The 17,911-nt window shown below is 35.4% G+C and carries 13 protein-coding genes; 7 read left to right on the top strand and 6 right to left on the bottom strand.

The features are described 5' to 3' along the window. Positions 1–4 precede the first annotated feature (4 nt). Both Q1V95_RS15570 and tsaE read right to left on the bottom strand, forming a co-directional pair. Entirely contained in the window at positions 5–1,201 is a 1,197-nt protein-coding gene (locus Q1V95_RS15570; RefSeq protein WP_300675636.1) for an alanine dehydrogenase, read from the bottom strand. 61 nt (positions 1,202–1,262) lie between these two features. Further along, positions 1,263–1,670 (bottom strand): tRNA (adenosine(37)-N6)-threonylcarbamoyltransferase complex ATPase subunit type 1 TsaE, encoded by a 408-nt coding sequence (gene tsaE, locus Q1V95_RS15565; protein WP_300675635.1) that lies wholly within the window; start codon positions 1,668–1,670, stop codon positions 1,263–1,265. Between the two features lie 298 nt (positions 1,671–1,968). On the opposite strand from tsaE, the gene dnaG reads away from it, so the two are divergent. Both dnaG and clpP read left to right on the top strand, forming a co-directional pair. Further along, positions 1,969–3,891: a DNA primase gene (gene dnaG / locus Q1V95_RS15560; RefSeq protein ID WP_300675634.1), complete on the top strand. Its 1,923-nt coding sequence runs from the start codon at positions 1,969–1,971 to the stop codon at positions 3,889–3,891. Between the two features lie 66 nt (positions 3,892–3,957). After that, positions 3,958–4,641, top strand: a complete 684-nt coding sequence (clpP, locus tag Q1V95_RS15555) for an ATP-dependent Clp endopeptidase proteolytic subunit ClpP (protein WP_300675633.1) — start codon at positions 3,958–3,960, stop codon at positions 4,639–4,641. A 256-nt stretch (positions 4,642–4,897) separates the two neighbouring features. On the opposite strand, the gene Q1V95_RS15550 is transcribed toward clpP, so the two are convergent. After that, the gene (locus Q1V95_RS15550) at positions 4,898–5,662 is read right to left on the bottom strand and encodes a TIGR02757 family protein (RefSeq protein WP_300675632.1); all 765 of its coding nucleotides are present in this window, start codon (positions 5,660–5,662) and stop codon (positions 4,898–4,900) included. Between the two features lie 300 nt (positions 5,663–5,962). Between Q1V95_RS15550 and pyrF the strand changes: the two genes are divergently transcribed. Both pyrF and Q1V95_RS15540 read left to right on the top strand, forming a co-directional pair. Continuing rightward, positions 5,963–7,321, top strand: a complete 1,359-nt coding sequence (pyrF, locus tag Q1V95_RS15545; protein ID WP_300675631.1) for an orotidine-5'-phosphate decarboxylase — start codon at positions 5,963–5,965, stop codon at positions 7,319–7,321. 169 nt (positions 7,322–7,490) lie between these two features. Next, positions 7,491–10,310, top strand: a complete 2,820-nt coding sequence (locus Q1V95_RS15540; protein ID WP_300675630.1) for an aminopeptidase — start codon at positions 7,491–7,493, stop codon at positions 10,308–10,310. A 62-nt stretch (positions 10,311–10,372) separates the two neighbouring features. On the opposite strand, the gene Q1V95_RS15535 is transcribed toward Q1V95_RS15540, so the two are convergent. The 3 genes from Q1V95_RS15535 to Q1V95_RS15525 all read right to left on the bottom strand — a co-directional run bounded on the left by Q1V95_RS15535 (position 10,373) and on the right by Q1V95_RS15525 (position 13,447). Then, a complete protein-coding gene (locus tag Q1V95_RS15535; RefSeq protein WP_300675629.1) occupies positions 10,373–11,137 on the bottom strand; it encodes a T9SS type A sorting domain-containing protein in 765 nt (254 codons plus the stop codon). 293 nt (positions 11,138–11,430) lie between these two features. Continuing rightward, entirely contained in the window at positions 11,431–12,120 is a 690-nt protein-coding gene (locus tag Q1V95_RS15530; protein WP_300675628.1) for a T9SS type A sorting domain-containing protein, read from the bottom strand. A 211-nt stretch (positions 12,121–12,331) separates the two neighbouring features. Then, the gene (locus Q1V95_RS15525) at positions 12,332–13,447 is read right to left on the bottom strand and encodes a T9SS type A sorting domain-containing protein (RefSeq protein ID WP_300675627.1); all 1,116 of its coding nucleotides are present in this window, start codon (positions 13,445–13,447) and stop codon (positions 12,332–12,334) included. Between the two features lie 232 nt (positions 13,448–13,679). On the opposite strand from Q1V95_RS15525, the gene Q1V95_RS15520 reads away from it, so the two are divergent. From Q1V95_RS15520 to Q1V95_RS15510, 3 genes are all read left to right on the top strand, one after another. Beyond that, positions 13,680–16,916, top strand: coding sequence for a hypothetical protein (locus Q1V95_RS15520; protein ID WP_300675626.1), 3,237 nt, complete (start codon positions 13,680–13,682; stop codon positions 16,914–16,916). Between the two features lie 298 nt (positions 16,917–17,214). Next, positions 17,215–17,613, top strand: coding sequence for an OsmC family protein (locus Q1V95_RS15515; protein ID WP_300675625.1), 399 nt, complete (start codon positions 17,215–17,217; stop codon positions 17,611–17,613). An 11-nt stretch (positions 17,614–17,624) separates the two neighbouring features. Beyond that, on the top strand, positions 17,625–17,906 hold the full coding sequence (locus Q1V95_RS15510) for a GNAT family N-acetyltransferase (RefSeq protein ID WP_300675624.1): 282 nt from the start codon (positions 17,625–17,627) through the stop codon (positions 17,904–17,906). Positions 17,907–17,911 lie beyond the last annotated feature (5 nt).

Genomic DNA, 17,911 nt, shown 5'->3' with positions numbered 1-17,911 from the left:
AATTTTAGAAAATCAACAAGTTAATGTCGTGATAAGGTAAATCGAATTTTTTGCAGATCACCAATTTTGTGTGGCGACCTTTGTACATGTAAAGGCTTTGTTTAACCTCTTTTTTGCAAAGTAGCATATTTTCATAGCCACCATCTTCGTCGTATCCTAGGATGTAACTCAGGAAGAAATTGCTAATTGCTTTAGTCGTACTTCTTGGCATTCTCGCTGTTAGATTCGGAAGTCCACAGTGTACGACGTCATGTTTTATAATGAAAGGATTTTCTAGACTTGTCAATTCGGAAGTTTCGATGGCTTTTCCGTTGTCCACGGTAATGTCGATGATAACGCTACCTTTTTTCATTTTTAAAACCATATCTTCTGTTACAACTGGTGGAAGATTTAGCCTAGGTAATGCGCCAATAACAACATCGGCACGACGTACGGCTTTTGTCAATTCGCGAGGATCGATGATGGAAGTCGGTACGCGATGATCCACAATAGAATGCAGACGTCTAAGTTTTGATAAGGAATTGTCGAAAACTCGAACATTTGCGCCTAATCCAATTGCAGCTTTTGTCGCAAATTCGCCAACGATACCTGCGCCAATAATCACAACTTCGGTTGGGCGTACTCCTGTTATTCCGCCTAACATCAAGCCACTTGACAAAGCCAAAAGCTCTGATGCATACAAAATAGAAACGCTTCCAGCAATCTCACCAATTAGTCTAACAAGCGAAAGTTGTTGGTACTCGTCGGTGATAAATTCGAAAGCGATAGCATTTATTTTTTTCTCGGATAGCTGCACAAAATATTCTTTGTCGCGAAGATTAAGTTGAAGCGCCGAAATAAGATAAGTATTGGCTTTTAGATAAGTTATCTCTTCTAATGTTGGCGGATTTATTTTTAAAACAATATCCTGTACAAATGCCTCTTTGGGATCTTCAACAATCACAGCGCCTGCCTCGGCATATTGTAAATCTGTATAATGAGCTCCTTCTCCAGCGCCTCTTTCAATAACGACTTTGTGTCCTGCTTGTACCAAAACCTGCACTGCGTCAGGGATTAGACATAATCTTTTTTCAGAAAGGCTGATTTCTTTAGGAATACCAATGCTGTGCATTTTTCCTTTGCGAACAACCTCAAGCTTTTCCTCTTTTGGGATTAGCTCTTCCTCTTTGAAGGGCGTAAATATGGTAGAAGTATGGCTCATTAAGCTTGCAATATTTTTATTAGATTAAAGATACAAATATAAACAACTTGGGTCTTATTTTTTACTCGAAATTAATAATCCTTTCGTCGCCTGTGTTGGTTATTTTCATTTCATGAAATTCTTCAGGTAGAAGCTCGCTTTCGTAGATTTCTGGCCACTCGATAATGCACAAATAAGCGTTGTCAAGATATTCTTCGATGCCAAAATCGTAAGCTTCTTCAATGTTTTTTAAACGATAAAGATCAAAATGAAAGATTTTTCCTTTCGGAGAGTTATATTCGTTAACAATAGAGTAGGTTGGCGAACTGACTTCGTCCTCACTTCCTAATGCGGAAACCAATTGTTGCGAAAAAGTTGTCTTGCCAGCGCCCAAATTTCCTTTTAATAAAAGGATAGGTCTATCCAATTTGGATTTTACATAGTCAACAACTTCTTGCCATTCTTCGATACTTCGAATCTTGAATTCCATCTTTCAAAAATTTTTGTAAAATTACGGATTTTGAAGTTGTTTTAGAAATATGAATTTGCGCTCCGTAGGAGCGCTCAGATAATAGCAGAATGCTTCTTAGTGTGGTTGAGCTCCGAAGGAGCTCAATAATTGATTAACAGTTCGCTCCTCCGGAGCGCCTTTTCGCAAAATTTGAAGTTTCTATTAACAGTTAGTTCCTCGGGAACTTTCGAAGAGTAATTATAAGTCTCAATTTTTGCTTCGTTTTTAATCATAATTTTTTACTTTCAAAATCCTAAACAATCACTAAATTTACATCGTGATTACCAAAGAGACTATAGATAAAATTTTCTCTGCTGCCCGCATTGAAGAAATCATTGGCGAATATGTACAATTAAAACGTGCTGGCTCTAACCTAAAAGGCCTGAGCCCCTTTGTTGATGAGAAGTCACCCAGTTTTATTGTATCGCCCAGTAAGCAAATTTTCAAGGATTTTTCGTCGGGGAAAGGCGGCGGTGTTATTACATTTCTTAAGGAATTAGAAGGTTTTTCTTATCCCGAAGCTTTACGACATTTAGCAAAAAAATATGGCATTCCCGTTGAGGAAGATATTGTCGAAATGTCGCCTGAACAAAAGCAACAACGCGATCAAAAAGATTTAATCTATAAAATTCATGAAGTTGCCAACGACTTTTTTATCGAACAACTTTGGGATGCCGAAGAAGGGCAACAGATTGGACTTTCTTACTTTAGAGAGCGAGAGCTTCGTCAAGATATCATTAAAAAATTTCAGCTTGGTTATTCGCCAGAGAAGAAAGATGCCTTTACCGAATATGCTTTAGCAAAAGGTTACGACAAAGAAATTCTCGAAAAATCGGGGCTTTCAGTTTTTCCTGAAAACGCACCAAAAGGTGTTGACCGTTTTCGTGAGCGTGTGATGTTTCCAATTCATAGTTTTTCGGGGAGAGTTTTAGGATTTGGAGGAAGAATTCTTAACAATACCATCAAAACTGCAAAATATCTTAACTCGCCCGAAACTGAAATTTACCACAAATCCAATGTTCTTTATGGACTTTTCCAATCCAAGCAAGCGATTTCTAAACAGAATCTTTGCCTTTTGGTGGAAGGTTACATGGACGTTATTGCGCTTCATCAGGCAGGTATTGAGCATGTTGTTGCCAGTAGCGGAACGGCATTAACAGTTGAACAAATCAGATTAATTAAACGTCTTACGGAGAATGTGACGATTTTGTTTGATGGTGATGCAGCGGGAATTAAAGCGAGTTTCCGAAGTATTGATATGTTGCTATCGGAGGGGATGAATATTCGCGTTCTGTTATTTCCTGATGGTGATGATCCAGACAGCTTTTCGAGAAAGCATCCACAAGATTATGTGGAAGATTTTATTCAAAAACATGCGCAGGATTTTATCGATTTTAAAGCAGAAATACTTTTTCAAAATACCGATAACGACCCAATTAAAAAGGCAGAAGCGATTCGTGAGATTGTAAAATCTGTTGCTTTTGTAACCAATGGTCTTAAACAAGAAATTTACCTTAAAGAAGTTGCGAACAAATTTAAGCTAAGCGAGCAAAATTTGTTTAACGAATTACAACTTCAAAAAGATTATAAAGATAAAGAACATCGTCCTAGACCTCAAACTGCACAACCTGAGCAAAAATTAGAAATTGTTCCGGAAGTTGATGTTAAAATCAGTCCGCTTTTTGTTTTAGAAGAAAAGCTTATTGAGTTAATGATGAAGTTCGGTGATGTCATTATCGATAGAAAGGATGCAGAAGGCGCAGAATATAAGACAACGGTTATCGAAGAAATTATTCAACATTTAGAAGAAGACGATTGCCAATTGCAAACCGAAATCAACCAGAAAATTGTTGATGAAATAAAAGCTGGACTTCAAGAAAATGAATTACGCTCGAGTTCGTTTTTCTTTAAATTAATGGATGAAGAGATTTCTGGGAAAATGGCAGATGCCTTGATCAATCCTTATGAAACGAGTGATTGGGCAAAATTTAATATTTATTTTAGCAGCGAAGAAGAGGTGGTTCCCAAAATGGTTAGTGACACAATCCTGCGTTATAAGCGAGAATATGTCATGAAGATTATTGAGGATCTTAAAAAAGCTTTAGAAACTGAAGACGAGAAAGAAGAAATCTATTTTAAAATTATTAAGCTTTCGCAACTTCGGAATCAGTTGGACGCGATGTTGTTTAGGATTTTATGACAGAATGGCGTACTTTAGCAAAGGAACAGAAATTGCAAATACAAACTCGAAAAAATACCAATTTATATGGACTTAAAAAAAGAATTTAGAGATTACGCGGTGAAGCATCAAGGTATTAATGGCCTTGCAACCGACCAATATATGGGAATGTTCAATCCAACTAATTTGACGCCGTACATTATGGAAGAGCGTCGTATGAATGTTGCGCAGATGGACGTTTTCTCAAGATTAATGATGGACAGAATCATCTTTTTGGGAACAGGAATCGACGACCAAGTTGCGAATATCGTAACAGCGCAGTTGTTATTCTTAGAAAGTTCTGACCCATCGAAGGATATTCAGATTTATATCAACTCGCCAGGAGGTAGTGTTTATGCAGGTTTAGGAATCTACGATACGATGCAAATTATCAAACCAGATGTTGCGACGATTTGTACAGGTATCGCTGCATCAATGGGCGCTGTATTGCTGGTGGCAGGTGAAAATGGAAAACGTTCTGCTCTTAAGCATTCTCGCGTGATGATTCACCAGCCTAGTGGTGGTGCACAAGGTGTTGCTTCGGATATGGAGATCAACCTTAGAGAAATGTTGAAGTTGAAAAAAGAACTTTATGACATTATTTCTTTACACTCTGGTCAAACTTACGACTGGGTAGAAAAAGCCTCTGATAGAGACTATTGGATGACCTCGGAAGAAGCAAAAGGCTTCGGAATGGTTGATGAGGTTTTAGAAAGAAAAATTGCTAAATAATATAGAAAACTCAGTGTGAACTGAGTTTTTTTATTTTTTAACATTTAATTCATCTTGGTTGTTGGATTATTTTATATCTTTATTCTAGAAATAATGGAAATGATACGTTTGGCAAGACATATTTTCGATATTACTATAACTGAATTTGATACATTTTGAGATGGCTGGGTAGCCGTCTCTTTTTTTTTATAAGTTACTAACTAAACAAAATGAGATGTCTTTCTATTGGAGTGGTTCCTAAAGAGCCACTTCTTTTTTATTCAAACTCTTTGCTGATGCCAAGTCCGAATAAAGCGTAATCATAGACAGCAGGATCTTTTGTGTTAAGTTGTCTCAAAACCAAATCCAATTCTTCCAAAGTTTTCCAATCGTTTTGTTTTCGTGTGACGAGATTTAGTTTTCTCGAAATATTAGCTGTGTGGACATCCAGCGGTATCGAAAGATAAGCTTGGTTAATGTTTTTCCAAATTCCAAAATCGACACCGCGATTATCGTCTCGCACCATCCAACGCAAAAACATCATAATCCTTTTCGATGCTGAGTTTTTGTAAGGCGAGCTTACATGTTTGTGAGCGCGATGTTCTTCTTTTAAAAATTCGTTTCGGAAACGTTCGATGCTGTGGTAGAAATTGGTTTCGTCATTTTTTAAAAGAAATAAATCTTCCAAACTATGGTGTTCTCGATAGATTCTTTGGAACTGTTTTAGAAAATATTTAAAATCTTCCATATGAAAGGTACGGTGAGCCGCTTTATCTGGAAATTTTTCTAAATCAGAATTTTTAAAATTTAAAACAAAATCATAAGGCGAGTTTCCCATAAGTTCCATCATCAAATCTGCATTTTTTATAATCGCCTTTCTGTTACCCCAAGCAATACTTGCTGACAGAAAACCAGCAATTTCGATGTCTTGTTTGGTGTCAAAACGATGCGGAATTTGGATTGGATCGTTATCAATAAAAGATATGTTGTTATAGAAATCAGCTTTTTCGTTTAGAAGATCAATAATGTCTCGTTGAAGCATTTTTTATTATTTTTTGTGGAGCGTTTTTAAAGTTTCAAATTGTTTGTGCTGGTTTTACTCATTTAACTCCAATGAAAATTTATCTCAGGTAAAATGAAAACCAACAAAGTAGAATCTTTGACTTTTTTGTGTCTTAAATAGATTTGTTATTGTTTCTAATTTTTCGACTTTGCATTTAAGCTTTGGTACTTTTAATTTTAACAAAATCATTTTAAAATCAATAAAAAATCCAATTTCTGACAGGACAAAATTACAATATTGAAAATTAAACTTTAACTTTGTAGAAAGTGAAAAGTAAAAATGGAAAGTAAAAAAGAATTCTTTTTAGAATGCTACAAATTAGGCATTATCAAATTCGGAAGATTTACATTAAAAAGCGGTATCGAAAGCCCTTTTTATGTTGACTTACGTCCTTTGGCATCAGAACCAAAAATCTTGAAAAATCTTGCCAACTATCTTTTGGATATGTTGCCTTTGGATAATTTTGATGTGATTTGTGGTGTGCCTTATGCAGCACTTCCGATGGCGACGGCGATGTCTTTGGAAAGTTACATTCCGTTGATTATTAAAAGAAAAGAGGCGAAAACTTACGGAACTAAAAAGCTTCTTGAAGGTATTTACAAAAAAGGGGATAACTGTCTTTTGGTAGAAGATGTGATTACTTCAGGAAAATCTTTAATTGAGACCATCGAAGAAGTTGAAAATGAAGGTTTGAAAGTTGCGGATATCGTTGTGGTACTAGACAGAGAGCAAGGTGGAAAAGAAAAATTGGAAGCCAAAGGTTACAAAGTTCATACCTTATTTACGATTTCGGAAGTTGTAAAAATTTTAAAAGAAGTTGAGCATCTTACTGACGAAGAAGTTGCTAGAATCAATGATTTCTTAAACGGAAACCAAGTTCAGTTTCAAGAAAAAAAGAAAATTTCTTACGAAAATAAACTAGAAAAAGTGGAGCATCCGATGGCGAAACGCCTTTTGGAAATCGCTATCGAAAAGAATTCTAACCTTATCGCTTCTGCTGATATTTTGTCGACGCGCGAATTATTAGATTTCGCAGATATGGTTGGTCCACACATTGTAGCACTTAAAACCCATATCGATATTTTGACGGATTTTGATGCAGATTCTACAATTCTACCTTTAAAAGATTTGGCGCAAAAACATAATTTCTTAATTATGGAAGATCGAAAATTTGCTGATATTGGTAATACCCAAGAATTGCAATTTTCTTACGGAATGTACAAGATTTCTAATTGGGCAGACCTTGTAACGGCACAAGTAATCGGTGGAAGCGCAAGTCTCGATGGTTTCCATAACGTTGGTGTTGTAGCGATTTTGGGAATGTCATCTAAAGGTACTTTGACCGACGCACATTATCGTGAAGAAGCGATGAAGATTATCGAAAGCCAATCTAATGTGATGGCTTGTGTTGCACAAAATGAAATTCCAGATGATTTGATTCTTATGACGCCAGGCGTTAATCTTTCAGATTCAGGCGATAGCAAAGGTCAACAATACAACATTCCAGAAAAAGTGATTAATAATTATCATACGGATTTTATTATTGTTGGACGCGGCATCTATAAAGCTGAAAATCCAGAACAAGAAGCTGTTAAATACAAAATGGCAGGATGGGAAGCTTACAAAAACGCATTATAGAAATATTTCTTAAAAATATTGAAACAGCTAGCGAGATTTTCGGTAGCTGTTTTTTTAGGTTAAATTTTAATATTAAATTTTCGAATTATACTTATTTTTCACCAATAATATTCACCTAATAAAGCATTTGGAAAGTTTTTTTGCTAAATTTGAGTATTGCAAATATTTGATGAAGAAATTATTTTTTGGTAGCTTGTTTTTGATGCAGGGGATTTGGTGTTTTGGACAGCAAGATAGCATTCAGATTTCTGCACGATTGTCGCCTGATGCACAAGTACTTATTGTGGATCAACAGATACTTTATCACAATAATCTTGATGTCGCACTGGACAAAATTAAGCTTCTTAATTGGGTTGCAGCTTATCAAAACAGGAATACGCCACTTCTTAAACGTAAATTAAAAGATCGCAAAAAAGATTTATATTTTGCAAAAACCTCAGAACTTGGTTCTCTTAACAATTTGCAAATTGAAATCGATGGAAAAACAAGAGATTTTTCACATCTCAAAGAAGAGTTTTTGTATCTGAATCTTGATGAAAAACTTGATCCGAAATCGTCAAAAAACATAAAGTTACATTACGAGATCAAATTGCCTAATTCGAAGTTTACAGGTTATGGTATTGACAAAACTGATATTAACTTAAAGTATTTTTTCATTGTTCCTGATACTTTTGAAAACCAAGAGCAGTATCCGCGACATTTTTTAGATACCGAACAGAATCTTAATAGTGGTTCTTATTGGGATGTTGATTTCCAAATTCACGATGCCTTTAAAGTAGAATCCAATTTGCACCATTCTGGAACTTCAAAAAATGATTTTGCAGGTGTTTCTGTTAATGATCCTGAGTTTTTTATTTCATTTAATAACATTGACAAAATCCCTGTAACAGTAGAGAATCAGAAAATTGATGTTGTTTTCGGTTATCCAATTACCCAAGAAGATCGCGCAAGTTTGGAGTTTTATCTGCCATTACATCTCAAGTTTCTGAAACAACGATTTGGTGATTTGCCCGACAAGATTTTCATCAGTGAAAAATTTCGATCAACAGAAAAGTTCGTGGGAATTGACGATATTAAGTTTTGGAAATTCCATTACAAGTTATTTTCGGATCCAGAAAAAATCGATTTGCATTATTTTAGCGTTGTATCCAAGCAGATTATCGACAATCTCTTCATCAATGAAAAGAATGCCGATCACTGGTTAAAAAATGGTTTGCAAACTTACTCGGAATTACAATACATTAGAGAGTTTTATCCTAATCATAAGCTTTTGGGAGATCTTCCTGATCAAGCCAAAATTTTGGGAATGAAGCCTTTGAAGATTTTCCATGCTTCGGATCTTAAATTAAGCGAGCGTTATTCTTTGGCATATCAATATATATTGACACAAAATCTCGATCAAAAAATCAGTGAAAAATATGAGGACCTCAGCAAGTTTAATGCTTTTGCGATAAGCCACTTCGAAACTGGAATTTTGTTTTATTTTGTTGCGGATCAAATGGGATTTGCAAAATTCAATTCGTTTCTAAATTCTTATTTTCAACAACATTTTAGAAAACCTGTTGAGGCAAGTGATTTCTTATCAAAGTTAGAATGGGAAAGTGGCGGCAATTCCAAATTTTTGGCTTCACTAATTGAGGAAAAAAATCGTGTGAATTTTAACCTTAAAAAATTCGCTAGAAAAGATGATTCTTTTGAAGTAAAAATAAATAAACTGGGAAAGCAAAGTCTTCCATTCAAACTTGAAACAGAGACTGAATCGGGTTCTAAAGAAACCCAATGGCAATACGCGGATTCGTTTTCGGCGAAATATGATATCAAAACAAATGACGCAGACAAAATAATCGTGAATGATGATTTTGCGTTTCCAGAAACTAATTTTAGAGATAACTATCTATACACAAAAGGGCTTTTTTCAAACATGAAAAGGCTAAAATTAAAACTTATCAAAGACATCCCAAATCCAGAATATAACGAACTTTATGTTTCGCCTCGCGTTGGATTTAATGCTTATGATAAAGTGATGCTTGGTTTTAATTTGGTGAATCGTGGTGTTTTTGATCAAAAATTTGTGTACTCCGTTTCGCCTTATTATAGTACTGGAACGGGACAATTGACTGGTAAAGCAGGCGTTTCTTACAACATCATGCCTGCGGATAGTTTCTTTAGAAGTTGGCAGATTGGTGGCTCGGCATCCTATTTCCACTACGATTATGACTTAGCTTATCAGACTTATGGATTGTTTACTAACTTCTCATTTAATAAAAATCCTAGAAGTGCTGTTGGTCGAAATTTATATTTTAGTTATGGACACTTCCAAAAAGATTTGGATGCAAAACGAATTTTAGCAAAAGAATATGGAAAATATAATCTTTGGAATGTTGGCTATTCGTATACAGACAATTCTCTAATCCACGAAAAGTCTATTAACGCCAATTTCCAATGGATGGAAGATTTTCAAAAATTGTCGACAGAGGCTTTTTATCGCTGGGAATATATGAAAGATAGAAAGATTAGTTTCCGATTTTTTGGAGGCTTCTTTCTCAACAACCATACGCAAAATACGGACTTCGATTATGGAATTTCGCGTGTTTCCAATTATGCCTTTTCTTATGGTTTATTAGGTCAAAGTGCTACAACAGGAATATTGTCACAACAATATATCTTGGCAGAAGGCGGTTTCAAATCTTATTTTAATACGAAAGCCAATGACTGGATTACCAGTGTTAATGTAGATTCTCATATTTGGAAAATGTTCAATCTTTATGCTGATGCTGGTTTGTATAAAAATAAAGGACAACGCACAGAGTTTATTTGGGATTCTGGTGTTAAATTGAAAATTATCCCAGACTTTCTCGAAGTTTATTTCCCAATACAATCATCTTTAGGCTTCGAACCAGCGATGAAGGATTATGGATATCGAATCCGATACACTCTGATATTTAACCTCAATGCATTAGTCGGAAATCTCCGACGAGGTGTTTACTAAAATACTAAAACAAAAAAGACCGTTCATAAGAACGGTCTTAATATTTTGAATAATTAATTCAATTATTTTTTGATAACTTTTTGAGAAACCGCTTGACCGTTAACGGTTGCAGTTACAACATAAGTACCTTTTGCTAAGTTAGAAACATCCAATTTAGTATTTTCTTTAACTTCAGCAGTTTTAACAACTTGACCAGCCATGTTGATAACAGATACGTTAGCAGCTTGTCCGAAGATTAATTCGTTAGCAACAACTGTATTTTTTACCAAGTTAACTTTAGTTACGTTAACATCACCAACTGCAAGAGCATCAGTGTAAGTAACAGTGATTGACTTAATTCTGATTTGTGCAGCAGTTCCTGTTTGACCATTCTTAATCATGATTGTAGATGCAGGAGAAGTTGGAGTAATTAAGTAAGTTGCGTTCGTAGTATCCGCAGGATCATATACTGTAGGTACAACAACACCATCAACTGTTATAACTGCTGTAGACGGCGCGTAATTATCAGAACCCACTGTACCAGGAGTAACAATTTTTACAACATTAAGTTTAATACCTGTAGCCGCTTTAACAGCATATGTGTTACCTTCACCAGTTGCATTTGCAGAATACATTCTTAGAGTACCACCACCAGCTGTATAGAAAGAAGGATTTGTAGTAGCACCATTCTTTAATGCTTCATAAGTAACTTTTCCTGCAACAATATTACCTGTAGTAATTGCTTGCGCGTTAGAGAATCCTTGATTATTAAGTACATAATCAAAAGTAGTTTGTGCAGATACTAAAGATACTGCAGCTACGCCTAAAATTGTAAAGATTTTTTTCATAATATAAAAAATTTAAGTTTTGCTAAAAATTGGACTGCTAAATTACGCAAAAAATGGAATTAAAATCACTTCCTTTGAAATTTAACAATTAATTAATGTTGGGATTTTGAATTTCATTAATAAAAACTTTGTACAAATGCTTATCCAAGCACGTTTCAACCTTATTCTAGCTTCAAAATCTTAGGACAAAATTACGGCTAATTTTGATGCCAAAAATATGATTCATATTATGTTTCTATTAACAAAAAAGCCTCCCAAAAAAGGAGGCTAGATTATATTTTTCGTAAGAAAAATTATTTTTTAATGATTTTTTGAGAAACCGCTTTACCATTAACTGTTGCAGTTACTACATAAGTTCCTTTAGCAAGGTTAGATACATCTAATCTAGAGTTATCTTTAACATCAGCAGTTTTTACTACTTGTCCAGCCATATTGATAACTGATACTTTAGCATCTTGACCGAAGATGATTTCGTTAGCTACTACTGTATTTTTTACTAAGTTAGCTTTTGAAGAATTGATATCTCCAACTGCCATTGTTGGGTTAGTCCACACAAAATTATCAAATGATGTTTGAGCTCCTTTAGCTACAACTTTAACAACAACATTACCTGACTTATTAATCGTTGTTGATAAGTTCTTAACTACAACCGGATCTCCAGAAGTTCCAAAGCTAGGAGAAGTATTCACTAACGTACCATCAACGTATACTTCAACTTTTCTAGCAGTATTACCTGTGAAAGCTTTTTTGTAATCAAAATTTAGTGTTCCAACTCCATTTGGAAATTTAACTTCAATTGATCCATCAGCTTTAGCCAAAACTGTTTTCCCTGTAATAATATCACTAGTTGTATCTAATATTCTAGCATCAGTAATTGTCCAAGTTGTGTCATTCTCACCAGAAAAAGTAACAGTTGTGTAACCAGAACCAGCTGTGTTTGCTTCGTTTGTAAATCCTTGAGAACCTTGAGCACTAACAGTCATCGAGATAGCAGCAACTGCTAATAAAGAATAAAATTTTTTCATGTTGTAAAATATTTAAGTTAAGTTTATTTTCCTGTGGCAAAAATAAGTTTTTATTCTAAAAGGTGGCATTACTAATATATAAACAATATATTAAGAATTAATAACAATACATTGTAACAAAAAAGCCTCCCAAAAAAGGAGGCAATCATATTTTCTCAAAAAAGAGATATTATTTTTTAATAATCTTTTGAGATACCGCTTTACCGTTAACTGTAGCAGTTACAATGTATGTTCCTTTAGAAAGGTTAGAAACATCTAATCTAGTATTGTCTTTAACATCAGCAGTTTTTACAATTTGACCTGTCATGTTAACAATAGATACTTTGGTAGATTGACTGAAGATAATTTCGTTTGTAATAACAGTATTTTTAACCAAGTTAACTTTAACTGTATTAGTATTACTTACAGCTAATGTTTTATCAACTGTTAGTGTAACAACATTGGAAATCGTTTCACAAGTATCATTTTTAACAACAACTCTCAATTTAGTACCATTCATACCTTCATTAGCTTCATCAATAACAAATGTAGCTTCTTGCGCAGTTTCGCTAAACTCTACAGGGATATCAAGCCATTCTCCTTCATTTTCTGCTTGCCATTGGTAAGTTAATACATCAGATGCATTAGCAGAAGATGCCGTTACCGAAAAACTAGTTGAAGCACCTGGTGCAACAGTTTTGTCTTGTGGTTGCGAAGTAATTGTTGGCGCTGTACAAGGAGCATCTGTAACTTCAGTAATTACAACCTTAATATTGTCAACTCTTAAATTCTGTGTAGTATTTGTTCTTTGGAATTTCAAATTAAGTGTTTCGTTGCCTTCAACTGAGAATTCATTTGTAGTATTTGCCGCTGCAGCTCCCGAAGAACTTCCAACTTGTACGTCGTTTACAAGTACATTAATTGGTCCGCTTCCTGTTTGCGAAAAAGTAACTTTCACTTTTTTTGCATTGTACACTTTAATACCACTTACCTGAAAATATCCAGTAGTACTTTTGTTTAACCAAACGTGTCCACTTGTAGTATTGGTTGAAGTTGCTGTTGAATACATTGCACTTGCACCAGTAAAAGTAAGAGAAGATGCATCAGCAGCTACTAGAGTAGTTGTACCTCTTTTGTCGTAACTTCCCATATTACTGGCTGTAAATGTAGTATTAGAAGATCCAAAGTCTCCAAAAGTTTCTTCATAAAGACTGGCGTCAACAGTCGCTTGTGCGAAAGCCGTTACACTTCCGAATGTTAAAGCTGCACCAAGAAGGACAGACTTTAAAGAATAAAGTTTTTTCATGATAAAAAATGTTTAAGTTAGAGTATTAATATTATAATTTTTTATTTTTTAATCTTTCAAAAAAAAACGAAACCTAATCTTGGAGTAGAAGATTCATATTGTTTCTGAAAGGGCTTCAAAGATAAACTTTTATTTTAAATACAAAATTTTTGACAAAAATTATCGTTAATCACTTGTAAATCTTTTATTCATCCTTATTATTCGTAGATTTACAGCTGAAAAAATTTTGATATTGTATCGACAGATTTTTACCATTTTAATCTTCTGTTTGGCTTGTTGTGGTTTGCAAGCTCAGGTTTTCTCATGGAAAAATCCCAACTTACCTAAAGATTCTATAAAAAAAGACAGTATTATTTCTGCTAAAATTAATAAGGACTTCTTTGTTAAAGATACTTTGGACTTCATCAAAAAATCACCGCAGTTGGTATATGACGAAGAAGTTTTGGTTAAAAATACAAAAGCTAAAATCCTAGGCGACCTTAGTTCCAAAGGTTCCATTGTGCGTGGTATCACTTTTGGAAATAACCAAGGTTCTTCGGTACAAAGCTCCATGGATTTGCAGATTTCGGGAAAGTTGAGTGAAGATGTTTCGATTTTGGCTTCGATATCGGATCATAATTTGCCAATACAAGCCGATGGTTACACACAAACTTTACAAGAGTTTGACAAAATCTATGTTCAGTTAAATATCAAAAAGCACAGCATCATCCGCGCTGGACATCTCGATTTAGACGATAGTCAAACTTTCTTTGGGCGATTCCAACGTCGAAGCATGGGACTGCAATTCCAAACCACTTGGGAGGAAAATGGCAATAAAACTTTCCTTGATATTTCGGGCGGTGTGGCGCGAAGTGAATTTAACAGAATGCGTTTTCAAGGTATTGAAGGCAATCAAGGTCCTTACCGATTATTTGGTAAAAACGGAGAACAATTTATCACCATAATTTCTGGCTCGGAGCAAGTCTATATTGATGGTGTTTTGATGAAGCGTGGCGAAAACCTAGATTATACTATTAACTATAATACTGGCGAAATTACTTTTACGAGTTTTAGACCTATATATAAACAGAACTTTATCACCATAACTTACAACTATACCAATCGAAATTACACCAGATTTTTGGTAACAGGAAATCTTCAACATCAACGAGAACGCCTCAAAGTTGGACTTTCATGGTTTATGGAAAACGATAATAAAAATGCACCTTTGTCACTTAACCTTAGCGACGAAGACAAACAATATCTTATCAATGCGGGGAATAATCCCGACATGATGTATGCACCATCGGGCACCAAAACCGATTATGATGTCAATAAGATTCTATACAAAAAAATATTTGACGGAACGATCTATCATTACGAATTTTCGACCAATAAAGATGATGAATTGTACCAAGTTGTTTTCACCTATTTTGGAGATACCAAGGGCGATTACCGAATACAACAAACCACCAATAACGGTCGCGTTTTCGAATTTGTAGGGCAAGGTCTTGGCGATTACCGAGCAGTTCGACGTTTGCCAGCACCAGAAAAAACGCAAGTCTTTTCTACCAATGCCGAATATGCTTTAGAAAATGGTGTCATTGGCGTTGACGCTTCTCTTAGCAATCATGACCTTAACTTATTTTCTTCAAAAGATAATAACGAAAACATAGGTTACGCCGCTCGAGTATATGCCAACAAAAGTTTTATTAAAAACAGTTGGAAAGGAACACCAATGTTTGAGTATCAGCATATCCAAAAGAATTTCAAAGTTTTGGACAGAATTAACAATGTTGATTTTTGGCGTGATTTTAACTTAACGGAAGAATTTAACCAAATCACTCAAAATAGATTTGTGCTTGGCTTCGATAACCTTTGGAATGATGGGACTTTCCTTAATTACAAATTAAACTACCTTGACGAAAAAGCAACTTATAAAGGCATAAAGAACGATCTTAATTTTGGTTGGAAAAATCAAAAATGGATAACACAAGCCAATGCTTCTTATCTCGACACCAAGTCGACACCGATGAACACGCAATTTATTCGTGCTAACGCCTCAGCAGAATTGTTAGGCGCAAAAGGAAGTTGGTCAATTGGCGGCGCAATGGAGCATAATCAAAAGAAGTTCAACGAAACCCAAGCTTACGATACGACCAGCTTTAGTTGGAAAGAAATTTTTGTTCAAAAGAAAATCTCAGATAGCGCACGCACCAAGCTTTTGATGAAAGTTTATTTGCGCGATAACGATTCCATTCGTGATAATCGTTTGCAAAAAATGAACAATATTCTCGGCATCATGGCAGAAAGCCAAATCATTAAAACCGAAAAAACACAGTTATCGGCTTTGGTACACTATCGCAAGTTTTTCTACAAAGATCAAACTTTAGCCAATGATCAAAATCAAGATTTCGTGGTTGGTAACTTAATGTACAACCAACAACTTTTCCGAAACGGTATGCGTTTGCAAGCTTTTTACGAATTAGGAAATGGTCAAGAAGCGCAGCGCGAATTTCAATACATCAAAGTTACCGATGGACAAGGTGTGTACAAATGGACCGATTATAATGGTGATGGCATCCAGCAGTTGGACGAGTTCGAGGTCGCAGAATATATGGATCAAGCGCAATATATTCGCGTCTATACTAATACCGTAAAGTATTTGGCATCCAACAAAAACAAATTGCAATTGGCTTTGTTTGTCAATCCGGCCGTTATTTTTAGCTCCGAAAACGCTTTCCTAAAACGTTGGAACTTCAATGTGTCATTACTATCGCAAAACGCTTTTATGAAAGGTGATCGCGTGGTCGTCCTCAATCCTTTTGCGAAAGAAAGCGACCAGATTATGAAAACCCAAAACCTTTTGTTTTCGGCTTTGTTTAATTCGAATGACAAATCTGGCTGGAATGCCAACTATCGCTTCACGTCCAACGACAATTTACTTAACGCCAATTACAGTGTGGAAGAGCGTTCTAGCGGTTTGCACTTCTTTAATCTAGGATATTGGTTTAACAAAAACTTCCGCACCGATTGGGAAAATCAACTTCAGAATGTCACCAATCATTCGCAAATGTTTAGCACACGAAACTACCTGCTTCAAAACTGGGAAACCAAGCCAAAAGCCACTTATCGCTTAACAGAAAGTCTCCAAGCCGAACTTTTTGGAGCGCTTCGTCAAAAGAAAAGAACCGATGGCGACGAAAAGCTAAAAGCTTACGAATTGTCAGGAACTCTGCAATGGGACCACAAGAAAACCTCTCTCAGAGCCAATTTCTCATTTATCAATAACGATTTTACAGGCAACAGTTTCAGCATTGTAGGTAACCAAATGTTGGAAGGTCTCAAATCTGGCAAAAACCAAGTCTGGAGCGTTTATTGGCAGCAAAGTCTCAATTCATTTTTACAACTCAATATCAACTACGAAGGTCGTAATTCTGGCGAGCGCACGATCCACACGGGCAGTATGCAGATTCGCGCAAGTTTTTAGGATTTTTATTTGGGCGGCAATTCGGGCTATTCAGGGGTTTCGTCCTCAGAAGCCCAAGTTTTTCCCAAGCAATTCTTCGGACCGCTCCTTTCAGTCGCGCCCTTACTATCCCGGCCGCAGTGTCCGCTACCGATTTTAGATTGGAGGAAGTTCAGAAGTTTTTCTGACTTGTAATTTTTCGTAAAATCTAAAATTTAAAAAACGGTATCGCTTTTGTTTTAAAGGAAACTTCGAATTCTTATCCCACATCAATTGGGAAGTGAAATCATAATCTTAATATTGTAAAAAATAAAACGAAATGGATGTTAATGTAACTGCAACTATCGGAAACGATCTTTATTTAACGAAAGTCACAACAGGAAATCATGAGATTATCGTTGACGAACCATTAGATAAAGGCGGAAAAGACTTGGCGCCAAAACCAACCGAACTTCTTGCAGCTTCTTTGGCAAGTTGCACAGCAATTACCCTGAAAATGTATGCCGAAAGAAAAGCTTGGGATGTCGGCGAAATCTTTGTAGATGTGACGTTAGTTGATAGTGTTGATAAGTCACAAACGGCTTTTAAAAGAAATATTCGATTTTCGAAAACAGATATTCCAGAAGATCAGATGAAGCGTTTCCGACATATTGCGAATGCTTGTCCCGTTCATAAGATTTTAGAAGGATCAATTACAGTAAATTCAGAATTTAATTAAAAAATATAAAAATGGAAATCAAACAACAAAACAACGAAAAGAACGGAATGTTCGAAGCTTTTATCGATGGTAGACATGCTGGTGAAATGACTTATACTTGGGCGGGAGAAGATAAATTCATCATCGATCATACAGGTGTAGAAGAAGCTTACAATGGTCTTGGCGTCGGAATGAACCTTCTAAATGCAGTCGTAGATTTCGCTCGAAAGGAAAATAAAAAAGTGATTCCACTTTGTCCTTTTGCTAACGCAATGTTCAAAAAACATGCAGAATTACAAGATGTTTTAGCATAAAAATA

The sequence above is a fragment of the Soonwooa sp. genome, assembly GCF_030151385.1.
GTDB lineage: Bacteria > Bacteroidota > Bacteroidia > Flavobacteriales > Weeksellaceae > Soonwooa.
Note: the sequence above shows the minus strand (reverse complement) of the source record. Positions and strands in the feature narration are given on the sequence as shown.

What these genes read in the sequence shown, in the direction of transcription:
- Q1V95_RS15570 (WP_300675636.1), bottom strand. Translation starts at nt 1,201, where the DNA reads ATGAGCCATACTTCTACCATATTTACGCCCTTCAAAGAGGAAGAGCTA.
- tsaE (WP_300675635.1), bottom strand. Translation starts at nt 1,670, where the DNA reads ATGGAATTCAAGATTCGAAGTATCGAAGAATGGCAAGAAGTTGTTGAC.
- clpP (WP_300675633.1), top strand. Translation starts at nt 3,958, where the DNA reads ATGGACTTAAAAAAAGAATTTAGAGATTACGCGGTGAAGCATCAAGGT.
- Q1V95_RS15550 (WP_300675632.1), bottom strand. Translation starts at nt 5,662, where the DNA reads ATGCTTCAACGAGACATTATTGATCTTCTAAACGAAAAAGCTGATTTC.
- pyrF (WP_300675631.1), top strand. Translation starts at nt 5,963, where the DNA reads ATGGAAAGTAAAAAAGAATTCTTTTTAGAATGCTACAAATTAGGCATT.
- Q1V95_RS15540 (WP_300675630.1), top strand. Translation starts at nt 7,491, where the DNA reads ATGAAGAAATTATTTTTTGGTAGCTTGTTTTTGATGCAGGGGATTTGG.
- Q1V95_RS15535 (WP_300675629.1), bottom strand. Translation starts at nt 11,137, where the DNA reads ATGAAAAAAATCTTTACAATTTTAGGCGTAGCTGCAGTATCTTTAGTA.
- Q1V95_RS15530 (WP_300675628.1), bottom strand. Translation starts at nt 12,120, where the DNA reads ATGACTGTTAGTGCTCAAGGTTCTCAAGGATTTACAAACGAAGCAAAC.
- Q1V95_RS15525 (WP_300675627.1), bottom strand. Translation starts at nt 13,447, where the DNA reads ATGAAAAAACTTTATTCTTTAAAGTCTGTCCTTCTTGGTGCAGCTTTA.
- Q1V95_RS15515 (WP_300675625.1), top strand. Translation starts at nt 17,215, where the DNA reads ATGGATGTTAATGTAACTGCAACTATCGGAAACGATCTTTATTTAACG.
- Q1V95_RS15510 (WP_300675624.1), top strand. Translation starts at nt 17,625, where the DNA reads ATGGAAATCAAACAACAAAACAACGAAAAGAACGGAATGTTCGAAGCT.